The sequence below is a fragment of the Pseudonocardia kunmingensis genome, from assembly GCF_006716445.1.
GTDB lineage: Bacteria > Actinomycetota > Actinomycetes > Mycobacteriales > Pseudonocardiaceae > Pseudonocardia > Pseudonocardia kunmingensis.
In genome coordinates this window covers 2,828,195-2,849,539 of sequence record NZ_VFPA01000001.1, presented here as the reverse complement: position 1 = coordinate 2,849,539, position 21,345 = coordinate 2,828,195, and the positions used below count along the sequence as shown (strand labels likewise).

The 21,345-nt window shown below is 74.0% G+C and carries 25 protein-coding genes; 6 read left to right on the top strand and 19 right to left on the bottom strand.

Translation table 11 applies throughout. The features are described 5' to 3' along the window. Positions 1 to 18: 18 nt before the first annotated feature. Genes FB558_RS13585 through FB558_RS13575 form a run of 3 tightly spaced genes read right to left on the bottom strand, consistent with a single transcriptional unit; the run spans position 19 to position 1,526 of the window. Entirely contained in the window at positions 19 to 654 is a 636-nt protein-coding gene (locus FB558_RS13585; protein ID WP_142052513.1) for a DedA family protein, read from the bottom strand. Positions 655 to 682: 28 nt separating this feature from the next. After that, the gene (locus tag FB558_RS13580) at positions 683 to 922 is read right to left on the bottom strand and encodes a hypothetical protein (protein ID WP_142052510.1); all 240 of its coding nucleotides are present in this window, start codon (positions 920 to 922) and stop codon (positions 683 to 685) included. A gap of 25 nt (positions 923 to 947) precedes the next feature. Then, complete coding sequence (locus FB558_RS13575) at positions 948 to 1,526, bottom strand: SigE family RNA polymerase sigma factor (RefSeq protein ID WP_142052507.1); 579 nt, start codon at positions 1,524 to 1,526, stop codon at positions 948 to 950. A 108-nt stretch (positions 1,527 to 1,634) separates the two neighbouring features. Between FB558_RS13575 and fbaA the strand changes: the two genes are divergently transcribed. The 4 genes from fbaA to FB558_RS13555 all read left to right on the top strand — a co-directional run bounded on the left by fbaA (position 1,635) and on the right by FB558_RS13555 (position 5,014). Continuing rightward, positions 1,635 to 2,666 (top strand): class II fructose-bisphosphate aldolase, encoded by a 1,032-nt coding sequence (fbaA, locus tag FB558_RS13570; RefSeq protein ID WP_142052503.1) that lies wholly within the window; start codon positions 1,635 to 1,637, stop codon positions 2,664 to 2,666. Positions 2,667 to 2,742: 76 nt separating this feature from the next. Beyond that, positions 2,743 to 3,156, top strand: a complete 414-nt coding sequence (locus tag FB558_RS13565; RefSeq protein ID WP_142052500.1) for a DUF3151 domain-containing protein — start codon at positions 2,743 to 2,745, stop codon at positions 3,154 to 3,156. Between the two features lie 3 nt (positions 3,157 to 3,159). Next, positions 3,160 to 4,272 carry an FUSC family protein gene (locus FB558_RS13560; protein ID WP_211366374.1) on the top strand — a complete coding sequence of 371 codons (1,113 nt, stop codon included), beginning with the start codon at positions 3,160 to 3,162 and terminating at the stop codon, positions 4,270 to 4,272. Positions 4,273 to 4,351: 79 nt separating this feature from the next. Then, positions 4,352 to 5,014 carry a lysophospholipid acyltransferase family protein gene (locus FB558_RS13555; protein ID WP_142052497.1) on the top strand — a complete coding sequence of 221 codons (663 nt, stop codon included), beginning with the start codon at positions 4,352 to 4,354 and terminating at the stop codon, positions 5,012 to 5,014. 9 nt (positions 5,015 to 5,023) lie between these two features. On the opposite strand, the gene FB558_RS13550 is transcribed toward FB558_RS13555, so the two are convergent. The 6 genes from FB558_RS13550 to FB558_RS13525 are packed head-to-tail and all read right to left on the bottom strand — an operon-like array spanning position 5,024 to position 9,492. After that, positions 5,024 to 5,785, bottom strand: coding sequence for an urease accessory protein UreD (locus FB558_RS13550; protein ID WP_142052495.1), 762 nt, complete (start codon positions 5,783 to 5,785; stop codon positions 5,024 to 5,026). Between the two features lie 4 nt (positions 5,786 to 5,789). After that, a complete protein-coding gene (gene ureG, locus FB558_RS13545) occupies positions 5,790 to 6,497 on the bottom strand; it encodes an urease accessory protein UreG (protein WP_142052492.1) in 708 nt (235 codons plus the stop codon). Then, on the bottom strand, positions 6,487 to 7,152 hold the full coding sequence (locus FB558_RS13540; protein ID WP_142052488.1) for an urease accessory protein UreF: 666 nt from the start codon (positions 7,150 to 7,152) through the stop codon (positions 6,487 to 6,489). The genes ureG and FB558_RS13540 overlap by 11 nt, the downstream gene beginning before the upstream one ends. Continuing rightward, positions 7,152 to 8,867 carry an urease subunit alpha gene (locus FB558_RS13535; protein WP_142052485.1) on the bottom strand — a complete coding sequence of 572 codons (1,716 nt, stop codon included), beginning with the start codon at positions 8,865 to 8,867 and terminating at the stop codon, positions 7,152 to 7,154. Before FB558_RS13535 ends, FB558_RS13540 begins: the two co-directional genes overlap by 1 nt. Then, entirely contained in the window at positions 8,867 to 9,190 is a 324-nt protein-coding gene (locus FB558_RS13530) for an urease subunit beta (protein ID WP_142052482.1), read from the bottom strand. Before FB558_RS13530 ends, FB558_RS13535 begins: the two co-directional genes overlap by 1 nt. Further along, positions 9,190 to 9,492, bottom strand: coding sequence for an urease subunit gamma (locus tag FB558_RS13525; protein ID WP_142052480.1), 303 nt, complete (start codon positions 9,490 to 9,492; stop codon positions 9,190 to 9,192). Before FB558_RS13525 ends, FB558_RS13530 begins: the two co-directional genes overlap by 1 nt. A gap of 232 nt (positions 9,493 to 9,724) precedes the next feature. Between FB558_RS13525 and FB558_RS13520 the strand changes: the two genes are divergently transcribed. Further along, on the top strand, positions 9,725 to 10,393 hold the full coding sequence (locus FB558_RS13520) for a hypothetical protein (protein ID WP_142052477.1): 669 nt from the start codon (positions 9,725 to 9,727) through the stop codon (positions 10,391 to 10,393). A gap of 188 nt (positions 10,394 to 10,581) precedes the next feature. On the opposite strand, the gene urtE is transcribed toward FB558_RS13520, so the two are convergent. The 6 genes from urtE to FB558_RS13490 all read right to left on the bottom strand — a co-directional run bounded on the left by urtE (position 10,582) and on the right by FB558_RS13490 (position 16,058). After that, positions 10,582 to 11,277, bottom strand: coding sequence for an urea ABC transporter ATP-binding subunit UrtE (gene urtE / locus FB558_RS13515; RefSeq protein ID WP_142052474.1), 696 nt, complete (start codon positions 11,275 to 11,277; stop codon positions 10,582 to 10,584). Beyond that, entirely contained in the window at positions 11,277 to 12,053 is a 777-nt protein-coding gene (urtD, locus tag FB558_RS13510) for an urea ABC transporter ATP-binding protein UrtD (RefSeq protein WP_142052470.1), read from the bottom strand. The genes urtE and urtD overlap by 1 nt, the downstream gene beginning before the upstream one ends. Continuing rightward, positions 12,053 to 13,132: an urea ABC transporter permease subunit UrtC gene (gene urtC, locus FB558_RS13505; protein ID WP_142052467.1), complete on the bottom strand. Its 1,080-nt coding sequence runs from the start codon at positions 13,130 to 13,132 to the stop codon at positions 12,053 to 12,055. Before urtC ends, urtD begins: the two co-directional genes overlap by 1 nt. Next, the gene (gene urtB / locus FB558_RS13500; RefSeq protein WP_142052464.1) at positions 13,129 to 14,013 is read right to left on the bottom strand and encodes an urea ABC transporter permease subunit UrtB; all 885 of its coding nucleotides are present in this window, start codon (positions 14,011 to 14,013) and stop codon (positions 13,129 to 13,131) included. Before urtB ends, urtC begins: the two co-directional genes overlap by 4 nt. Position 14,014: 1 nt before the next feature. Then, positions 14,015 to 15,271: an urea ABC transporter substrate-binding protein gene (urtA, locus tag FB558_RS13495; protein ID WP_142052461.1), complete on the bottom strand. Its 1,257-nt coding sequence runs from the start codon at positions 15,269 to 15,271 to the stop codon at positions 14,015 to 14,017. 61 nt (positions 15,272 to 15,332) lie between these two features. Beyond that, a complete protein-coding gene (locus FB558_RS13490; RefSeq protein WP_246106407.1) occupies positions 15,333 to 16,058 on the bottom strand; it encodes a hypothetical protein in 726 nt (241 codons plus the stop codon). 57 nt (positions 16,059 to 16,115) lie between these two features. On the opposite strand from FB558_RS13490, the gene FB558_RS13485 reads away from it, so the two are divergent. Continuing rightward, positions 16,116 to 17,396 (top strand): adenylosuccinate synthase, encoded by a 1,281-nt coding sequence (locus tag FB558_RS13485; protein ID WP_142052457.1) that lies wholly within the window; start codon positions 16,116 to 16,118, stop codon positions 17,394 to 17,396. A 344-nt stretch (positions 17,397 to 17,740) separates the two neighbouring features. Here FB558_RS13485 and FB558_RS13480 read toward each other — a convergent pair whose 3' ends face one another. From FB558_RS13480 to nth, 4 genes are all read right to left on the bottom strand, one after another. Further along, positions 17,741 to 18,937, bottom strand: coding sequence for a MarP family serine protease (locus FB558_RS13480; RefSeq protein WP_142052454.1), 1,197 nt, complete (start codon positions 18,935 to 18,937; stop codon positions 17,741 to 17,743). Positions 18,938 to 18,956: 19 nt separating this feature from the next. Continuing rightward, positions 18,957 to 19,649: an NUDIX hydrolase gene (locus FB558_RS13475; RefSeq protein ID WP_142052451.1), complete on the bottom strand. Its 693-nt coding sequence runs from the start codon at positions 19,647 to 19,649 to the stop codon at positions 18,957 to 18,959. Then, positions 19,646 to 20,290, bottom strand: coding sequence for a TlpA family protein disulfide reductase (locus FB558_RS13470; RefSeq protein ID WP_246106406.1), 645 nt, complete (start codon positions 20,288 to 20,290; stop codon positions 19,646 to 19,648). The genes FB558_RS13475 and FB558_RS13470 overlap by 4 nt, the downstream gene beginning before the upstream one ends. 115 nt (positions 20,291 to 20,405) lie before the next feature. Further along, positions 20,406 to 21,284, bottom strand: a complete 879-nt coding sequence (nth, locus tag FB558_RS13465) for an endonuclease III (protein WP_425467999.1) — start codon at positions 21,282 to 21,284, stop codon at positions 20,406 to 20,408. Between the last annotated feature and the right edge of the window lie 61 nt (positions 21,285 to 21,345).

Below are 21,345 nucleotides of genomic sequence, written 5' to 3'. Positions count from 1 at the left end.
CCGCTGGGCCGATCGGGGCTACGTCGCCTGCGCCCGACGCGCGCGCACCAGCTCGACGACGATCGGCAGCAGCGACACCGCGACGATGAGGATCAGCATCATCTCGATGTTCTCCCGCACGAAGGCGAACTGGCCGAGCCAGAACCCGAGCACGGTGACGCCGGCCGCCCACGCGACGCCGCCCAGCAGGGAGTAGGTGAAGTAGCGGCGCGCCTCCATCCGCCCGACACCCGCCATGACCGTGATGAAGGTCCGCACGATCGGCACGAACCGCGCGAGCACGATGGCCCGGTTGCCGTACCTGTCGAAGAAGCCCTGCGTCTTGACGACGTGCTCGGGCTTGAACAGCCGGCTCTGCGGCTTGTCGAAGATCGCGGGTCCTGCCGCGCGCCCCATCCAGTAGCCGGTGGCGTTGCCGACGAACGCCGCGGCCACGAGGATCGCGCAGACCAGCCAGAGCGGCGTGTCGATCGCGCCCTGCGCGACGAACAGGCCCGCGGTGAACAGCAGCGAGTCACCCGGCAGGAAGAAGCCCAGCAGCAGGCCGCACTCGGCGAACACGATCAGGGCGAGCCCGACGAGGGCCCACGGGCCGAGCCACGAGATGATCGAGTCGGGCTGCAGCCACTCCGGACCGAGAGCGAGCGTCGTCACGGGGGGAGACCGTACCGGGCGGTGGCGTTCACCCGAGCGGCGGCAGGACCCCCGGGGCGAGCAGCGAGATCAGCGCCAGCGCGCTGCCCAGGACGGCGCCCGCGAGCAGGGCGATCAGCAGGGCGGTGGTCAGGCTGGTGCCCGACGGCGCCCGGCCCGACCGCGCCCGACCCGACGGCGCAGGCCGCGGGGTGCCTCGTGGCGCGCCCGAGGCCCGGGCGCTGAGCGCCTCCGCGACCCGGCGCTCCGACTCGTCGCTCGCGGTCACGGACGTCATGGTGCCGCACGCGGCGTCACGCGCGCGAACCCATCACCCGTGCGACCGCGTCGAGCGCGCGGCTCGCCGTGGACTTCACGGTGCCCCTGCTGATGCCGGTGGCCTCGGCGATCTCGGCCTCGGAGAGCCCGCCGTAGTAGCGCAGCACGAGCACCTCGCGCTGGCGCGGCGGCAGCGTGGCCAGGGCGTCGACCACGGCCTGGTGCTCGGTGGAGAGCATCGCCAGCGACTCGGCGGACCGGGCGTTCACCTGGTGGGGAGGCACGTAGTCGCGGGCGGTGCGCCTGCGCCGCAGGACCGAGCGCGAGCCGTTGACGACCGCGGTGCGCAGGTAGCCCACTGCGGCGGCCTCGTCGCGCAGGCCCGACCAGTGCCGGTGCAGCCCGGTGAACGCCTCCTGCACGACGTCCTCGGCGGTGCTCGGGTCGTCGACCAGCAGGACGGCGAGGCGGACCATGCGCATCCGGTGGTCGCGGTAGAGGTCCGAGAGCGTGAGAGGGGCGCCCGGCGCGGGCGCAGGCGTGGGCTGCGCGTCGAGGCGCCTCAGCCGAGAGAGCGTCGCCTCGACGGCGTTACCCCCGCCGCCACCCAGCACCCCTACGAGCCTAGTGCTTCGCGTCGATCGGCTCCGCCACGGGCGACGCCGCGCGGGTGGTGCGCGATACTGCGCTCGGAAAGCTGCGGACGTCGAGGAGGGCCAGCCGTGCCGATCGCCACCCCCGAGATCTACAACGAGATGCTGGACAAGGCCAAGAGCGGCGAGTTCGCCTACCCGGCCATCAACGTCACCAGCACGGTAAGCCTGAACGCCGCGCTGCGCGGGTTCGCCGACGCCGAGAGCGACGGCATCGTCCAGATCTCCACCGGCGGGGCCGAGTTCCTGTCCGGCACGAAGGTCAAGGACATGGTCACCGGTGCCGTCGGGCTCGCCGAGTTCGCGCACGTGGTGGCGAAGAAGTACCCGGTCAACATCGCGCTGCACACCGACCACTGCCCGAAGGACAAGCTGGACACCTACGTCCGGCCACTGATCGCGATCAGCCAGGAGCGCGTCGACCGGGGCGAGAACCCGCTGTTCCAGTCGCACATGTGGGACGGGTCGGCCACCGAGCTGCACGAGAACCTGCGCATCGCCGCGGAGCTGCTCGACACGGCCGCCAAGGCGAAGATCATCCTCGAGGTCGAGATCGGTGTCGTCGGCGGCGAGGAGGACGGCGTCGCCAACGACATCAACGAGAAGCTCTACACCGCGGCGGGCGACTACGAGGCCACGGTCGAGGCGCTCGGTGGCGGGGAGAAGGGGCGCTACCTGCTCGCGGCCACCTTCGGCAACGTGCACGGTGTCTACAAGCCCGGCAACGTCAAGCTGCGCCCGGAGATCCTCAAGCAGGGCCAGGAGGTGGCCACGGCCAAGCTCGGGCTCGCGGAGGGCTCGAAGCCGTTCGACCTGGTGTTCCACGGCGGGTCGGGTTCGCTGCTGGAGGAGATCCACGAGGCGGTGAGCTACGGGGTGGTGAAGATGAACATCGACACCGACACCCAGTACGCCTTCACCCGGCCGATCGCGGCGCACATGTTCTCGAACTACGACGGTGTCCTGAAGATCGACGGCGAGGTCGGCAACAAGAAGGTCTACGACCCCCGGTCGTACCTCAAGGCCGCGGAGGTCGGGATGGCCGAGCGCGTGGCGCACGCCTGCGAGAACCTGAAGTCGACGGGCACCACCCTGCGCTGACGCTCCCGTCGTGAGTGGGAACGGGTGCCAGGGCCCTCGTTTCCACTGACGGGCGGCGGAGCGGCAGGATGACCGCATGAGTCTTGAGGGCAACCTGCTCGGGCCGGAGCCGACACTGCTGCCCGTCGACCCGGCGGCCGCCGCCCTCGACCGGGGCGAGGACCCGGCCGAGGTCGCGGCGGCGCACCCGGCGTCCAGCCTCGCGTGGGCGGTGCTCGCGGAGGGCGCGCTCGACGAGGGGCGCACGATCACCGCCTACGCCTACGCGCGCACCGGCTACCACCGCGGGCTCGACCGGCTGCGCCGGTCGGGCTGGAAGGGCTTCGGCCCCGTGCCGTGGTCCCACGAGCCCAACCAGGGCTTCCTGCGGGCGCTCGCGGCCCTGCACCGGGCAGCGGCGGCGATCGGCGAGGCCGACGAGGCGGAGCGCTGCCGCGTCTTCCTCGCCGACTCGGACCCGGCCGCCCCGGCCGCTCTCGGCCTGAGCTGACCCGTGTCCGCGGCCACGCGGATGCGCGCCCGGCTCGCCGACGGGACGCGGCGCCTGCAGCTCTCGGCGCTGCCGATCGGGCAGTGCGCGGTCGCGGCCGGCGTCTCGTGGTTCGTGGCGAGCGACCTCGTCGGCCACGCGCGCCCGTTCTTCGCGCCGATCGCCGCGGTGATCTGCCTCGGGGTGTCGCTCGGCAGCCGGTTGCGGCGGGCCGCGGAACTGGTGGTCGGGGTGGCCCTCGGCGTGCTCGTCGGGGACATCCTGATCTCGCTGATCGGCAGCGGACCGTGGCAGATCACGCTCGTCGTCGCGCTCGCGATGGCCACGGCCGTGTTCGCCGACGGGGCCACCCTGCTCGTGGCCCAGGCGGGCGCGTCGGCGGTGCTGGTGGCGACGCTGCTGCCACCGGGTGACGTCGGCGGCCTCGACCGCTGCGTCGACGCGCTGATCGGCGGCACCGTCGGGCTGCTCGTGGCCGCCGTGCTGCCCTCGGACCCCGTCGGGCCGGTCCGCCGGGAGGCGCGTGCCCTGCTCGACGAGCTGTCGAACGTCCTCGCCCGCACCGGCGACGCGCTGCGCGACCGCGACCCCGAGGCCGCGGCGGCGGCGTTGAACCGGGCCCGCGCCAGCCAGCCGCTGATCGACGAGCTGCGCGGCGCCCTGCGCGGGGGGCACGAGGTCACCCGCGTCTCGCCGCTGCTGCGACGGCGGCGACGCGTGCTGGGCAAGTTCGCGGAGCTGGCCGAGCGTTCGGACTACGCCATGCGCAACGCCCGCGTGCTCGTCCGGCGCGCGTACACCGCACTCGGCGACGACGAACCGGCGGCCGTCGAGCTCGCCGACGTCCTGGCGGAGCTGTCCACCGCCGTCAAGGTGCTCACCGACCAGCTCGGCCGGGACGGCGACCGGGAGCGGGCGCGCGAACCGCTGCTCGACGTCGTCCGCCACGCGCGGCGGCTGCACGCGACCTGGAGCCCGGGCCCGTCCGAGGTCGTGATCATGGCGCAGCTGCGTTCCATCGTGCTGGACCTGCTGCAGGCCACCGGGCTGACGCGGGGCGAGGCGCTCGGCGCCATGCGCGACGCGCCCGACGGCGGGGGAGACGCGAACTCCTGACGGAGCCGCACCGTGCCGCCGTCCGGGTGGTCGTGGCGCCGCTCGGGAACCGTACGGGCCCGACCGCCGTTCCCCGCCCGTGGATCTGCTCGTGCGCTGGCTGCTCGCCCCGCTCGCCCGCCTGATCTACCGACCGGTGGTGCACGGCGCGGAGTGGGTGCCCCGTGAGGGCCCCGTCATCCTGGCGGCCAACCACCGCGCCGCCGTCGACACCGCGGTGATCGCGTTGACGACCGGTCGACCGGTGTCGTTCCTCGGCAAGGAGGAGTACTTCGTCGGCAGAGGACTGCGCGGGCGGGCGCTCGCGTCGTTCCTGTCGGCACTGGGGTACGTGCCGGTCGACCGGGCGAACGCCAAGGCCGGGCTGGCGGCCTTGGCAGCCGCGCGGCGCGTGCTCGACGGCGGCGGCGCGTTCGCCATCTACCCGGAGGGCACGCGGTCGCTGGACGGGTGCCTGCACCGCGGTCACACCGGCGTCGCGAGCCTGGCGCTGAGCACGGGCGCCCCGGTCGTGCCGGTCGGCCTGATCGGCACCGAGCGCGTGCAGCCGGTCGGCGTCCGGATCCCGCGGCCGCGCCGGGTCGTCGTCCGGTTCGGGACGCCGCTGGACTTCTCCCGCTACGACGGCCTGGAGGGGTCGAGCGCGATCCGCCGCGCCGTCACCGACGAGGTGATGGACGCGATCGCGCGCCTGTCGCACCAGGAGTACGTCGACACCTACCACGAGCGCCCGGCGGCCTGACGGCGTCGGTCACGCTCCGGTGATCCGTTCACCGGACCAGCCGGGATGCGCGGCCACGGCGTCGGCGAGCGCGCGCTGGGCGGCGACGGCGTCGCTCCCGACGGCGGTGGCCAGCGACCCCCGCCCGGGCAGCGGGCTGAGCGACCACCACGGCCCGGCCACGGCAGCGGCCGGGTCCGCGCCCCAGACGAGCACCTCGGTGCCCAGGACCCGCCGCCCGGCCAGGTGCGCGGACGAGGCCTGCAGCGCGAGGTCACCCAGCTCCTGCTCCTGCGCGAGCAGCGGGCGTGACCGGTCCTGCACGCGGACGAGCCCGCGGTAGCGGCCGGACGGCTCGCCGCTGCGCCCGGCCACCAGCACCTCCCGGCAGCGCAGCCGGGCTCCGGCGCCGAGGTCGACGTGCAGTTCGCCGCGGTGGTCGGCGCGGCGGGTGACGACGGTCGGCTCGGGCAGGTACTGCACGCCGGCGCCGTCGGCCACCTGCAGCCGGACGACCAGCCGGCTCGCCCCGCGGCCGGGCAGCGCGACGGCGGCGGCGACCCCGGTCAGCACGACCTCCGCCCCCGGTCCCACCTCGACGTCCAGCCGGACGTCGTCGCCACCCAGCGGGGTGGTGGCCGAGCCGACCATGTGGATCGTGGCGACCGGCGACCGGGCGGCGGCCGCGCCGCGCTGGGGCAGCAGCGTGAGCGGCGCCTGCGACCGCAGCTCCCGCACCGCGCTGCGCCCGTCCCGGCCGCGCTCGACGACCGCCCGCGCTCGCGCCCGCACGGGGTCAGACCCGGGTGCGGACGGCCGCGACCTGGGCGAGCACCCAGTCCGCCACGTCGGTCGCGGCCGGGTCGGCCACCAGCGACTGGGCGATCACCGGCAGCTCACCGCGCATCCGGTGGGCGTCGGAGGTCATGACGTCCAGGTCGGCGCCGACGAGCGGGGCGAGGTCGACCTTGTTGATCACGAGCAGGTCGGCGGTGGTGACGCCGGGACCGCCCTTGCGGGGCACCTTGTCCCCGCCGGCGACGTCCACGACGAAGATCTGCCGGTCCACCAGCCCACGGCTGAACACGGCCGTCAGGTTGTCGCCGCCGCTCTCCACGAGCACCAGGTCGAGGTCGCCGAAGCGTTCCTCCAGCAGCTCGACGGCGTCCAGGTTCGCGGTGATGTCGTCGCGGATCGCGGTGTGCGGGCAGCAGCCGGTCTGCACGGCCTCGATCCGCTCGGGTGCGAGCACCGCGTTGCGGCGCAGGAAGTCGGCGTCCTCGGTGGTGTAGATGTCGTTGGTCACCACGGCCAGGCGCAGCCGCGCGCCCAGCGCGCGTGTCAGCGCCGCGACCAGCGCGGTCTTGCCGCTGCCGACCGGCCCGCCGATCCCGATCCGCACGGCCCGGCCGCGCGGCTCGGTGGCGGCGTGCCGGTCCGGCTCCGACTCGGTGGGGTCGAAGGTGACGAGGTGGCCGTGGCCGTGACCGTGGCTAGCTGACAAAGAGACGCACCTGCTCCCGGTGGTGGTGGACGTGGTTCTCGGCCATGAGGTCGAGGACCGGCGCGCCGGGCGCCGGTAGCTCCTCGGGCGGGCGCGGGACGGCGGCCTCGGCGACGACGGCGTCGAGGACCGGCCGCAGCGCGACCACTGCTGCGTTGACGGCGAACGGGTCCAGCCCGAGCAGCCGCACCGCCGCCGATGCCGGTCCGCTCACCGCGAGGTAGGCCGCGCAGTGCGCCGCCGCGGCGCGGGTCCCGCCGTCGATCCCGATCACCGCCCCGACCAGCAGCGGGTGGTGCGGCCGGGGGTGCGCCGCCACCAGCGCGTCCAGCACGGGCGACGGCCACGCCACCCGGGCCGCGCGCAGGACCGCCCGCCCCTGGGTGCGCGACGCCTCGCGCTGCGCCGCGGCAGGCGTGCGGGCGTCGAGCTCGGCGTCGAGGAGGGGGAACGGCGCCGCGGGGTCGACCGCCGCCGCGGCGAAGGCGGCCGCCACCAGCCCGGCGGTCCGCAGCCGCCCGTGCAGGAACGGCGCCAGGTCGGCCGCGCTCGTGACCAGCCCGCGCGCGACCGCCTCCTCCAACCCGCCGGAATGCACGTGCCCGCCGCCGGGGAACCGGGCGTCGGTGAGGGTGGTCGCGGCCAGGCTCGGCATCAGAAGAGGAAGTACCGCTGCGCCATCGGCAGTTCGCCGACGGGCGCCGGCTCGACCAGCTCGCCGTCGATGCGCACGGCGAACGAGTCGGGGTCCACCCGGACGTCCGGCGTCGCGTCGTTGGCGACCATGTCCGCCTTGCCCACCGAGCGGGTGTCGGCGACCGCGAGTGCCGGCTTGGTCAGCCGCAGGTGGTCCAGGCCGACGTCGAGCGCGGCGGCCGCCACGAAGTTCCGGCTCGTCAGCGCCGCGACCAGCGGTGCGGCCCCGAACATCGGGCGCGGCAGCACCGGCTGCGGGGTGGGGATCGAGGCTCCTGCGTCGCCCATCTGCGCCCACGCGATGAACCCGCCCTTGACCACCAGCTCCGGGCGCACGCCGAAGAACTTCGGCTCCCACAGCACGAGGTCGGCGAGCTTGCCCACCTCGACCGAGCCGATCTCGTGCGCCATGCCGTGCGCGATCGCCGGGTTGATCGTGTACTTCGCGACGTAGCGCCGCGCCCGCAGGTTGTCGGCGCGGCCGTCGCCGGCCAGCGCGCCGCGGGCGGCCTTCATGACGTGCGCGGTCTGCCAGGTCCGGACGATCACCTCGCCGATCCGGCCCATGGCCTGTGAGTCGGAGCTGATCATCGAGATCGCGCCCATGTCGTGCAGCACGTCCTCGGCCGCGATCGTCGTCGGCCGGATGCGGCTCTCCGCGAACGCCAGGTCCTCCGGCACCCCGGGGTTGAGGTGGTGGCAGACCATCAGCATGTCGAGGTGCTCGTCGATGGTGTTGACGGTGTGCGGGCGCGTCGGGTTGGTGGACGAGGGCAGCACATGGGCCTGCGCGACCACCTCGATGATGTCCGGGGCGTGCCCGCCGCCCGCGCCCTCGGTGTGGAAGGCGTTGATCGAGCGGCCGCCGATCGCGGCGAGCGTCGACTCCAGGAAGCCGGCCTCGTTGAGCGTGTCGGTGTGGATCGCCACCTGCACCCCGGACGCGTCGGCCACCCGCAGGCAGGCGTCGATCGCGGCCGGGGTGGTGCCCCAGTCCTCGTGCAGCTTGAACCCGCCCGCCCCGGCCCGCAGCTGCTCCCACAGCGCGTCGGCGCTGGTGGTGTTGCCCTTGCCCATCAGCAGGATGTTCACCGGCTGGTGGTCGAGGGCCTGCAGCATCCGGCCGATCGCGCGCGGGCCGGGGGTGACGGTGGTGGCCTTGGTGCCCTCGGCCGGGCCGGTGCCGCCGCCGGCGAGAGTGGTGAGCCCGGCCGCGAGCGCGGTGTCGATCAGGCCCGGGGTGATGAAGTGGACGTGGCAGTCGATGCCGCCCGCGGTGAGGATCCGCCCGTTCCCGGCGATCACCTCGGTGGACGGGCCGATCACCAGCGCGTCGTCGACGCCGTCCATCGTGTCCGGGTTGCCGGCCTTGCCGATGCCGACGATCCGCCCGTCGCGGACGCCGACGTCGGCCTTCACCACGCCCCAGTGGTCGAGCACCACGGCGCCGGTGATCACCAGGTCCGGGGCGCCCTCGGCGCTGGTGCGGGTGGACTGGCCCATCGACTCGCGGATCACCTTGCCGCCGCCGAACAGCACCTCGTCGCCGGACGCCGGGCCGCGGCTGCGGTCCTCGGTGACCTCGATCAGCAGGTTCGTGTCGGCCAGCCGGATCCGGTCGCCGACGGTGGGGCCGAACAGGTCGACGTAGCGGCCGCGCTCGATGGGGGGCACTAGATTCCCCGCTCGTCCAGCGCGCCCGCGTACTCGGGACGCAGGCCGGGCACCCGGCGGACGCCGGCCAGCGGCACCAGCACCACCTCGCGCTCGACGCCCGGCTCGAACCGCACCGACGTGCCGGCGGGGATGTCGAGGTGGTGGCCCCAGGCCGCGGCGCGGTCGAACTCCAGCCCCGGGTTCACCGCGGCGAAGTGGTAGTGCGAGCCGACCTGCACCGGGCGGTCGGCGGTGTTGGTGACCACGAGCGTCCTGCGCTCGCGGCCCGGGTTCAGCGCCACGGGCTCCTCGCCGGGGAGCACCTCGCCGGGGACGACCATCAGACGATCGGGCTGTGGACGGTGACGAGCTTGGTGCCGTCCGGGAAGGTGGCCTCGACCTGCACGGAGTCGATCATGTCGCCGACCCCGTCGAGCACGTCGGCCGTCGAGAGCACTTCTCGTCCGCTCGACATGAGCTCGGAGACGCTGCGCCCGTCGCGGGCGCCCTCGAGCACGTGATCGGTGATCAGCGCCACCGCTTCCGGATGGTTCATCCGCAGCCCGCGTGCCCTGCGGGCCCGGGCGACGTCGGCGGCGACGTGGACGAGCAGCTTGTCGCGCTCCTGGGGGCTCAGGTGCATGCCCGCCATCCTGACCGCGACGTGTTACTCGGACGGGTCGGTGGTGTTTCGTCCGGCGTCCCCGGCCGGGTGAACGGCCGCCGCACGACCGCACGCTGTGTCCGCGCGCGGGCCGTGAGAGGGTGCCGTGGTGAGCGAGCCATCCCGGTGGGGCCCGCCTGGCTTCGACGCGGCGTCCGGTCCGACGGTCCCCCTCCCGACCGCCCCGCGGTCACCCGCGCCTCGTCCGCCGGTGCCGCCGCGGCCCACGCGCCAGATGGCACCGGACCCGACCCGCCAGATGGCGCCGCAGCCGACCCGGCAGATGGCGCCCGCGCCGCCCGCCGTCCGGGACGACGCCTACACGGGCCACGACGACCGCGCGAGCGTCGACGACCGCTACGACGACCGCTACGACGACCGCTACGACTACGACGACGAGGTCCGCGGCCCGCGCCGGCCCGGGCGGTCGCGCAGCCGCGGCCAGCTCTTCGCCGGCGTGGTCCTGGTGCTCGCGCTGATCGTGTCCGCGCTGCTGGGGGTGCTGACCTACCAGGCGCTGGTGTCGGTCGACCTCATCTCGGCGGACCCCTTCGCGAGCGTGGCGGGCTGGACGTCGGCGCTCGGGTCCGTGGCGCTGGGCGCGCTCGGGGTTTTCCTGCTCGCCGTGATCGCGCTCGTGGTGGCCCGCCCGAAGGCGCTCGCCGGGGTCGGGCTGTTCGCCTCGGTGCTGCTGCCGGTCGCGGCCGTCGTGGTCGGCGTCTGGTACGGCGGGGACGTGCTGCGCCAGAACGTCCAGAACGACATCGAGGCGGAGAGCGCCGAAGCGGCCCAGGCGTTCGTGGAGGAGCTGGAGCGCAACGTGCCGGACATCGGCCCGCTGCGGGACCTGGTCCGCGGCCTCGCCGAGCAGAGCGGCTGACCCGGCCGGGCGGTCGCCGCGAGGCTCCTATCCGGACGAACGGCACTCTCGTCGGTACCTAGCCGACGAAAGTGCCGTTCGTCATGACCTCCGGCGACCGGATTCGGCAACACGCTCTTTCCACCCGGGAACGCGCCGACTTGCCGATCATGAGGCTGGGGAGCAGAAGGGGTGCGCGGGCCACCGCACTAGATCGCCATCGCCGACCGCACGTCGATGACCGACGCCGCCCCGCCGCGGCCCTCCGCCGTCACCCGCCCGGAGGCCAGGACGTAGTAGCGGTCGGCCGCGTCCAGGGCGAACCCCACGTGCTGCTCGACGAGCAGCACGGAGAGGCCGCCGCGGCGGGTGAGCGCCAGGATCGCCTGCTCGATCTCCGCCACCACCGACGGCTGGATGCCCTCGGTCGGCTCGTCGAGCACGAGCATCCGGGGCTGCGTGATCAGCGCGCGGGCGATGGCGAGCTGCTGGCGCTGCCCGCCGGACAGCAGGCCGGCCCGCCGGCCGAGCAGGCCCGCCAGGGCCGGGAAGACGTCGAGCGCCTCGTCGATCAGCGCCTTCCCCCCGCCGCGCCGGGTGTCGGCGACGACCTGCAGGTTCTCCAAGGTCGTGAGCTGGCCGAACGACTGCTGGCCCTGCGGCACGTAGGCCAGGCCGCGGCGCACCCGCTGGTGGGGCGGCATGCCGGTGACGTCCTCGCCGCCGAGCAGGATCCGGCCCGCACGGGTGGGCAGCACCCCGACGGCGGCGCGCAGCAGCGTCGTCTTGCCCGCGCCGTTGTGGCCCAGCACGGCCACCACCCCGTCCGCCGGCACCTCGACGGTGACGCCGTGCACCACGGCCGTGCGCCCGTAACCGACCTCGACACCGGTCATCGTGAGCATCAGAGGGCCTCCCCGAGCACGGTCGCGACCTCGGCCTGCGAGTGGTGGCCGGGACCGAGGTAGACCTCCTGCACCCGGGGGTCGGCCTGGACCTCCCGCACGCTGCCCTCGGCGATCACGGAACCCGCGTGCAGCACGGTGACCGACTGCGCGAACGCGCGCATGAAGTCCATGTCGTGCTCGACCACGACCACGACCCGGTCGGTGCCGATGCGCCGCAGCAGGCGGCCGGTCTCGTCCTTCTCCTCGGCGCTCATCCCGGCCACCGGCTCGTCGAGCATGAGCAGCCGGGCGTCCTGCACCAGCAGCATCCCGATCTCGAGCCACTGCTTCTGGCCGTGCGCCAGCTCCCCGGCCGGGGTGTCGAGGAGGTCGGTGAGCCCGATCGTCCCGAGCGTCCGCCGCACCTCCTCGGGGACGCCCCGGCGGCGGCGCGCCAGCGTGAGCGGCCCACGCCGGTGTCCCGCGGCGATGTCGAGGTTCTGCAGCACGGTGAGCTCCTCGAACACGGAGGCCGTCTGGAAGGTGCGGCCGACGCCGAGCCGGGCGATCCGGTGCACCTTGCGCCCGAGCAGCTCCTGCCCGGCGTACCGCGCGGAGCCGGTCGCCGCCACGAGCCCGGACACGGCGTCGATCAGCGTGGTCTTGCCCGCCCCGTTGGGGCCGATGAGGAACCGCAGGTCGCCGGGCAGCACCGCGAGGTCCACGCCGTCGACGGCCACGAACCCGTCGAAGCTCACGGTGAGACCGGAGAGCTCCAGGTAGTCGCGTTGCATCAGTTCCCTCCCGTCGCCGCGGGGACGGCCGCGGTGGTCGTCGCGGGCCGGGGCGCCCGCATCCGCCGCCACCGCCCGCCGATCGACGCGATGCCGCCCGGCAGGAACGCGATGACCAGCATGAACAGCAGGCCCTGCGCGTAGGTCCAGCCCGACGGGAACTGCTCGGACAGCGTGGTACCCGCCCAGGCGACCGCGATCGCCCCGAGCACCGGCCCGAACAGCGTGGTCCGCCCGCCGATCGCGACGCCGATCAGCATCCCGATCGAGGGCACGATGCCGACGTCGTTCGGGGACACGATGCCGACGATCGGCACGAACAGCGCGCCGGCGATCCCGGCCGTGAACGCGGCGACGACGAACGCGACGGTCTTGACGGTCGCGGGGTCGTACCCGAGGAAGCGCACCCGCTCCTCGGCGTCGCGGCAGGCCACCAGCAGCTCGCCGTAGCGGCTCACCATGAGCTGGCGGGCGAGCGCCAGCAGGAGCAGCAGCACCCCCGCCGCCGTGAGGAACAGCACGAGGCGGTTGGCCGGGTCGGACAGCGCGAACCCGAAGAACCCGCGGAAGCCCGACAGCCCCGTGGAGCCGCCCGTGCCGGTCGGGTTGCCGATCAGCAGGATCGCGAACGCCGCCGCGAGTGCCTGCGAGAGGATCGCGAAGTACGCCCCGCGCACCTTCCGCCGGAACGTCGCGAGGCCGAGCACCGCGGCCAGCGCCGCCGGGAGCAGCAGGATCGCGAGCAGCGTGACGACCTCGGACCGGAACGGCTCCCACCACCACGGCACGCCGTCGGACGAGATGAGCGCCATGAAGTCGGGGGTGCCGCCGGGGCCCGCGTCGGCGAGCGTCAGGTGCATCGCCATCAGGTACGCGCCGATCCCGAAGAACACGCCCTGGCCGAGCGTCAGCATGCCGCCGCGGCCCCAGGCCAGCCCGATCCCGACCGCGACGATGCCGAAGCAGAGGTAGCGGCCGAGCTGGTCGAGCCGGAACGGCGACAGCACCAGCGGCGCGACGACGAACAGCAGCAGCGCGGCCACGGCGAAGGCGGCGGGCACCCGCCAGCGCGTGCTCATGCGAGGCTCCTCGTCCGGACCGCGAAGATCCCCTGCGGGCGCACCTGCAGGAACGCGACGATGAGCGCGAAGACGAGCACCTTGGCGATCGACGCGCTCGTGGAGTACTCGATCCAGCTCTGCACGACGCCCAGCAGGAACGCGGCGATCACCGCGCCCTTGATCTGCCCGATCCCGCCGACCACGACGACGAGGAACGCGTCGACGATGTAGGCGGTGCCGAGGTTCGGCGAGATCGAGCCCATCAGCGTGAGCGCGACGCCCGCGACGCCGGCCAGCCCGGACCCGATGAAGAACGTGAGCCGGTCGGTGGCGCGCGTCGAGATCCCCGCGGTCTCGGCGAGCGGCCGGTTCTGCACGGTGGCGCGGATCCGCCGCCCGAGCGCGGTGTACCGGAGCAGGGCTGCCAGCGCGACGAACGCCGCCACCGCGAGCAGCAGGATGAACAGCCGCGTGCGGGGGAACGCGAACCCGAGCACCTCGACCGGCCCGGACAGCCACGCGGGCGCCGGCACGTCGACGCCCGCCGTGCCGAACACGTCGCGGGCGAGCTGCTGCAGCACCAGCGAGACGCCCCAGGTGACGAGCAGCGTGTCCAACGGGCGGTGGTACATCCGCCGCAGCAGCGTGGCCTCCAGCACCACGCCGAGCACGCCGCCGACGGCGAACGCGATCGGCAGCGACACCAGCAGTGACAGACCCGCCGCCCCGAGCACGTTCTGCGTGACGAACGCGGTGTACGCCCCGGCCATGAGGAACTCGCCGTGCGCCATGTTGATCACGCCCATCTGGCCGAACGTGAGCGCGAGGCCGAGCGCGGCGAGCAGCAGGATCGAGCCGCCGGACAGGCCGTTGAAGACCTGGGTGACGAGGATGTCCACGTCAGCTCGCGAGACCGGAGGCCCACGGGTACGTCTTCAGGAACGGGTCCGGCTCGATCGGCGCGCCCGACGACCACTCGGTGTGGATGAGGCCGTCGGGGCCGATCTTGCCGATGAGCGCGGTCTTCGCGATGTGGTGGTTCTCGCCGTTCACGGTGACCGTGCCCTCGGGCGCGTCGTAGCTCACGCCGCCGGCGGCCTCCTGCACCGCGGCGACGTCGAAGGATCCGGCCTTCTCGACCATGCCCTTCCACAGCCACAGCGAGGTGTACGCCGCCTCCATCGGGTCCGAGGTCACCCGGTCCGACCCGTACTTCGCCTTGAACGCCTCGACGAACTGCTGGTTCGCCTGCGAGTCGAGCGTCTGGTAGTAGTTCCAGGCCACCGGCTGGCCGACGATGTTGTCCACGCCGACGCCGCCGACCTCCTCCTCGGCGATCGACACGCTGAGCACCGGCATCGCCTCCGGCGTCAGGCCGAGGTTGCGGTACTCCTTGAAGAACGCGACGTTGGAGTCGCCGTTGAGGGTGTTGAACACCGCGCCCGCGCCCGCGTCGCGGACCTTGGAGACGATCGTGGCGAAGTCGGTGTGACCGAGCGGGGCGTACTCCTCGCCCCGGACCTCGATGCCGTTCGCGGCGGCGTACGCCTTGATGATCTTGTTGGCGGTCTGCGGGAAGACGTAGTCGCTGCCCACCAGGAACAGGCTCGTGACGCCCTGCTCCTTCAGGTAGTCCAGCGCCGGGATGATCTGCTGGTTGGTCGTGGCGCCGGTGTAGAAGATGTTCTCCGACGACTCCAGGCCCTCGTACTGCACCGGGTAGAACAGCAGGGCGTCGTTGCTCTCGAACACCGGCAGCATCGCCTTGCGCGACGACGAGGTCCAGCCGCCGAACACCGCGGCCACGCAGTCGCTGCGGATCAGCTTCTGCGCCTTCTCCGCGAAGATCGTCGGTTCCGACGCGCCGTCCTCCGCGACGACCGCGAGCTGCTTGCCGAGCACCCCGCCCGCCGCGTTGATCTGCTCCGCGGCGAGCGAGAGCGAGTCGAAGACGGTGTTCTCGCTGATCGCCATCGTGCCCGACCGGGAGTTGAGGAAACCGACCTTGACCTCCGGCCCGGACGTGTCGACGCACGAGGGGGCGGCGGCCGCGGGACCGCCGGGATCGTCGACGCGGGCTCCGCAGGCGGAGAGGGCGATGCCCACCGCCAGGACGGCGGCGGTCGACAGGGTGCGGCGGGATCGCGGAGTCGTCACCCGGCGGAACCTAGGAACGCTCTGTTGCCCCTGTGATCCGTTGAGGTGAACAGGGTGTGACTCAGGGGCGCACCAGCCGCCAGTCCTCGGTGTGGCGGTACCAGGTCCAGCGCGGCACGGTGCGCGGGTGCGGGACGCCGTCGACGACCACGGTGTTCGGCTCGCAGCCCACCTGCACCGCGCGCCCGAGGGCCGAACCCGTACCGCTCGGCGCGCGCGACGCCACCGGACGCGTCCGCCCGTCCGGGGCGCGCCCGCTCCACCCCGCGCGCACGCCGATGCCCTCCGGACCGGGGGCGACGACCAGGCGCCGGGCCGCCCCGCGCAGCACCAGCACGTCGTCGCAGTAGCACTCGCCGCGCACGTCGCGCAGCTCCCCGCGGCCGACGAGCACGCCGCCGCTGTCGTCGCGCACGAGCGGGACCGGCGAGGCGTCGCCCTCCACGGCGAGCGCGGCCGCGTCGTCGCCGGTGGGCAGCCCCCACGCCGCCGTCGCGGGCGATCGCGCCTCCGGCAGGTAGGCGACCTCGACGTCCAGCCGGTCGGTGCGCAGCAGCCGCAGCAGCACGGCCGCGAGGGCGGCGTCGGTGCCGCTCACCACGACCCTGCGGGGGCGGCGCTCGGCGAGCACGGGGTCGAGCGCGGCCCGATCCGGGCGAGCGGGCAACGCCACTGCCGGGAGGGCGGCGAGAGCGGCGGCACGGCGACTACCGTGCACGGGGAGCCGCGGTGCCTGCCCGGTGTCGGAGCAGGTCAGCAGCACCACGTCCGAATCGATCGAGTCCACTTGATCGGTTACCCTTCCCCGCCGCGTGCCGACGCGCGGCCAGGACTGGAGTTTCACATGCCGGCGATCGTGCTGATCGGCGCCCAGTGGGGCGACGAGGGCAAGGGCAAGGCCACCGACATCCTTGCTGGTCAGGTCCAATGGGTGGTGCGCTACCAGGGCGGCAACAACGCCGGCCACACGGTGGTGCTCCCCGACGGCCAGGACTTCGCCCTGCACCTGATCCCGTCCGGGATCCTCACGCCGGGCATGCGCAACGTGATCGGCAACGGCGTGGTGGTGGACCCGGGGGTGCTGCTCGACGAGCTGTCCGGGCTCGAGGCCCGCGGCGTCGACACGAGCAACCTGATGATCAGCGCCGACGCGCACTTGATCATGCCGTACCACGTGGCCATCGACAAGGTCACCGAGCGGTTCCTGGGCAAGGCCAAGATCGGCACCACCGGCCGCGGGATCGGTCCGGCCTACCAGGACAAGGTCGCCCGCGTCGGCGTCCGGGTGGCCGACGTGCTCGACGAGAAGATCCTGCACCAGAAGGTCGAGGCCGCCCTCGACCTCAAGAACCAGATCCTGGTCAAGGTCTACAACCGGCGCGCCCTCGACGTCGACGAGGTGGTGGACACCGTGCTGGCGCACGGGCGCCGGTTCGCCGAGCGGATCGCCGACACCCGCCTGCTGCTCAACAAGGCGCTCGAGGGCGGCGAGACCGTGCTGCTGGAGGGGTCGCAGGGCACGCTGCTCGACGTCGACCACGGCACCTACCCGTTCGTCACCAGCTCGAACCCGACCTCGGGCGGCGCGGCCGTCGGCTCCGGCATCGGCCCCAACAAGATCACCCGGGTGATCGGGATCCTCAAGGCCTACACCACGCGCGTCGGTTCCGGCCCGTTCCCCACCGAGCTGCTCGACGCCATGGGCGAGCACCTGCGCAAGGCGGGCGGCGAGGTGGGCGTCACCACGGGGCGCCCGCGGCGCTGCGGCTGGTTCGACGCGGTGATCGGCCGCTACGCCGTGCGCGTCAACGGGATCACCGACTTCTTCCTCACCAAGCTGGACGTGCTGTCCGGGCTGGAGAGCGTGCCGATCTGCGTCGGCTACGAGGTCGACGGCAAGCGCGTGGACGACATGCCGATGACGCAGACCGACGTGCACCACGCCCAGCCCGTGTACGAGGAGCTACCGGGCTGGTTCGAGGACCTCTCGGCCTGCCGCACCTTCGACGAGCTCCCCGCGAACGCGCGGGCCTACGTGCAGCGGATCGAAGAGCTCACCGGGGCGCCGGTCAGCGCGATCGGCGTGGGGCCCGGACGGGACCAGACGATCACCCGGGACGTCTGAGGCCGGCCGGAGGGCCGGCACGAAGACGGCCAGCACCGCCACCACCGCGAGCGCGCCGGCGGCCAGCACCCCCGCCCGCCCCGGCAGCGCCGGGAGCTCCGGCCAGCCGAGCAGCATGACGCAGGCGGCCGCGGCGACCGCCCCGGCCAGCAGCGGGGCGACGGTGCGCCCGGTCGTCGCGCGCCGCCTGGTCGATCGGCCGGAACGGGATGGGGGCCTGGCGTAGGTCACGCTAGGACAATCGGCCCAACCCGCGCCCGTGTTGCACCCGTCGTCACTGCGTGACGGGTCGTGCGAGGCCCGTGACCAGCAGGAACAGCGCGTGCTGTGATCGCTTCGCGTGGTCAGACGGCGCAGCTGCCGGTGTCGACCTCGCGCCGCAGGCCCGGGGCCGCCTCGACGGCGCCGGCCACCTGGTCGACCGTCAGGACGAAGCCGGTCTCCTGGTCGTCGAGGGCCGCGCCGAACACCACACCGACCACGCGGCCGTCGGGAGCGATCATCGGTCCTCCCGAGTTGCCGGAGCGCACGACCGCCCGCACCGTGTACACCTCGCGGGTGACCTCACCGGAGTCGTAGATGTCCGGCCCCTTGAGGTTGATCATCGAACGGACCTTCGCCGCCGTGGCGGTGTACGGGCCGTCCAGCGGGTAGCCCACGATGATCGCGTCGTCGCCCGCGGCGGCCGCGCCCGGGTCGAACGACAGCGGCTCGGCCTCCAGGTCGGGCACGCGGATCACGGCGAGGTCGACGGCCGGGTCGTAGAGCACCACCTCGCCGTCCAGCTCCCGCACCTTCCCCCGGCTCGTGCGGATCTCGACGCCGGTCTCCGCGGTGCCCGCGACGACGTGCGCGTTGGTCATGACCAGCTCCGGGCCGATCACGAAGCCGGTGCCCTCGAGCTGGCGCGCGCACGACGGGGCCCGGCCGCGGACCTTGAGCACGCTGCTCGCGACCTCGTCGACGACGGCGCTCTGGGCCAGCGCCGGGTCGGGCACGCCGACCTCGGTGATCGGGGTCTCCGCGAACGGGCTCAGGACGTTCGGGAAGCCGGAGTTGTTGAGCAGCTGGCCCAGCTCGGCCGGGAGGGCCTTGGCGGCCTCCGGCATGACGTTGTCGACGGTGCGCAGGACGTCCGAGCCCCGCACGGCCGACGCGAGCCCCGGGAAGCTCGCCGAGGCCAGCGGCAGCGCCACGAGCCAGGCCGCGACCACGACCGTGAGGGCCTGCAGGACCGAGCCCAGCGTGGAGTCGACCTGCAACGAGCGCGCACCGGTGATCCGGTCGCGGATGCGCCTGCCGAAGAAGACGCCCGTGGTCTCCCCCAGCGCCACCAGCAGCACGACCACCGCGATGCTGACGATGATCCGCGTGGTGGGTGCCTCGACGCCCGCGGCCAGCAGGGGAGCCAGCCGCACGCCCAGCACGGCGCCGGTGAGCACCCCGACGAACGACAGCAGCGCCACCGCCATGCCGTGGCGCCATCCGGAGACGGCTGCGATCAGTGCGAGCAGGACGACGACGACATCAACCCAGCTCACCTGGTTCCGGCCCCCGAGTTCATCCTGCGACCTCCCGCCGATCGGCCCGCGCAGCCGACCACGCAGCGTCGAGGTCGACCACCCGAGTGGTGTCCCACGAACGCGCCCATCCCCCGCGATCCAACAGCGCGGACAATAGGCCCCCGGTGAAACCCCACACGAGCAGGCCCGCCACGGCGAAGGCCGGGCCCGTGTAGCCGGACGGGTGGTGCACCTGCATGCGGTGGGCCGGATCGGCGAGCGCGGCGATCGGCACCCGCACCACGCTCGCGGTCTCGCGCGCGTCGACGGCGTGCACCGCGACCGGGCGCTCCCAGTGGGCGAGCACGGGCGTGACGACGAAGCCCGACGGCGGGACGAACAGCTCGGGCAGCAGCGCGAGCGGCGCCACCCCTGAGGGCTCCACGCCGGCCTCCTCCTCGGCCTCCCGCAGGGCCGTGGCCACCACGTCGGCGTCGTCGGGATCGGCGCCGCCGCCCGGGAAGGCCACCTGGCCCGCGTGGTTGCGCAGGGTGCTCGCCCGCTCGACGAGCAGCACGTCCGGGCCGTGCGCGGCGTCCTCGCCGAACAGCATCAGCACCGCGGCCCGGCGGCCGCCTGCCGGCGGCGGGATCCGGCGGTGCCCCAGCGCAGCCGCGTCGATGTCCCGGACGCCCCGCAGCAGCGGCCGCAGCCAGTCCGGCGCCCGCTCGGGCCGCAGCGCGGCGCTCACGACAGCCGCTCCACGGCCGCGGCGACCTCGTCGGCCGTGACGAACGGGGTGGGCGGGTCGACCCGGACCGCCGTGCCGTCGGCGCGCACCACGTACGAGGCGGGCAGCGCGGGTGGGACGTCCAGCGCGGCGCGCAGCGCGCCGTCCGGGTCGGTGACCGACGGGAGCGCCACACCGAGCTCGGTGAGCAGGCGCAGCGCGGCGCGCGGGTCGTCGCGCACGTCGATGCCGAGCACGGGCACGGCGCCGGGCCGCGCGGCGTACTCGGCGAGCGCGGGCAGCTCCTCGCGGCACGGCCCGCACCAGGAGGCCCAGACGTTCAGCAGGGCGGGCCCGCCGGCCAGCGCGGCGCCGACGTCGACGGGACCCGGGACGCCGAGGCAGGGGACGGTGATGCCCGCCAGCGGACCGGCGGGTGCCGCGCCGGTGGGCGCCGGGCACGCCACCGAGCCCGCCGCGGCCCGGGCGGCGGCGAGCTCGGCGTCGGGAACGGGGGCCGGCTCGCCGGTCGCGACCGGCGGCGGCCCGGGCGCGGGATCGTCGCGCGGCCAGAGCGCGAACACGGCGACCGCGGCGAGCACCACGACCACGACCGTGGTGACGATCTCCGAGCGCCGCACCACCGCGCCGGGGCCGGTCACGTGCCCGCCCGGACGCCCTCGCACACCGATCGCCGCGCTCGCACACCGACTGCAGTCGGTGTGGCAGCGCCGGAACCGGTGTGCGAGCGACGACGGGCCGCGGTGTGGCAACGGCTCACGGGGCGTCCGCGTCCTCGCGGCCCACCGGTGCGGGCGCGTCGTCGTCGGGGATGCCGACGATCTCGAGCAGGTGGGCCCGCGACGGCCCCTTGACCAGCGCCGCCGCCTTCATCGGGTCGGTGGGGCCCGCGCCGAAGGTGGGGCAGTCGGCGCTGAGCGAGCAGGCCCCGCAGGCCGGCTTGCGCGCGTGGCAGACCCGGCGCCCGTGGAAGATCACGTAGTGCGACACCATCGTCCAGTCGCGCTTGGGCACGAGCGCGCCGATGGCGTGCTCGACCTTGACCGGATCCTCCTCCTCGGTCCAGCCCCAGCGCCGGACCAGGCGGCCGAAGTGCGTGTCGACCGTGATGCCCGGGACGCCGAAGGCGTTGCCGAGGATCACGTTGGCCGTCTTGCGCCCGATGCCGGGCAGCGCCACCAGCTCCTCGAGCGTTCGCGGCAGCTCACCGCCGTGCTTCTCCACGACGGCGGCGCCGAGGCCGATGAGCGAGCTCGCCTTGTTCCGGAAGAAGCCGGTGCTGTGGATCATCTCCTCGAGCTCCGCGCGGTCGGCCTGCGCGTAGTCGAGTGCCGTGGGATACCGGCGGAAGAGCGCCGGTGTGACCGAGTTGACCATCTTGTCGGTGGACTGCGCCGACAGCACCGTGGCGACGGCCAGCTCCAACGGCGTGGTGAAGTCGAGCTCGCAGTGGGCGTCGGGGTGGGTGGCGGCGAGGGTGCGCAGCATCCGGCCGACGCGCCGGGCCCGGCCCAGCGCGGGCTCGCCCTCGGCGACCCGCTTGGCGAGCCGGGCCGCGCTCCGGGCGGTGGCCCGAGGTGCGGGAGCGGGCTCTGCGGCGCCCCGCGTCGGCGTGCTGCGGGAGGCGGTGGTCACGGGTTCGAGGGTACGGAAGCCCCCCGACTGTGTCTGACTGCCTCCGCCTGCGCTCCGGCGT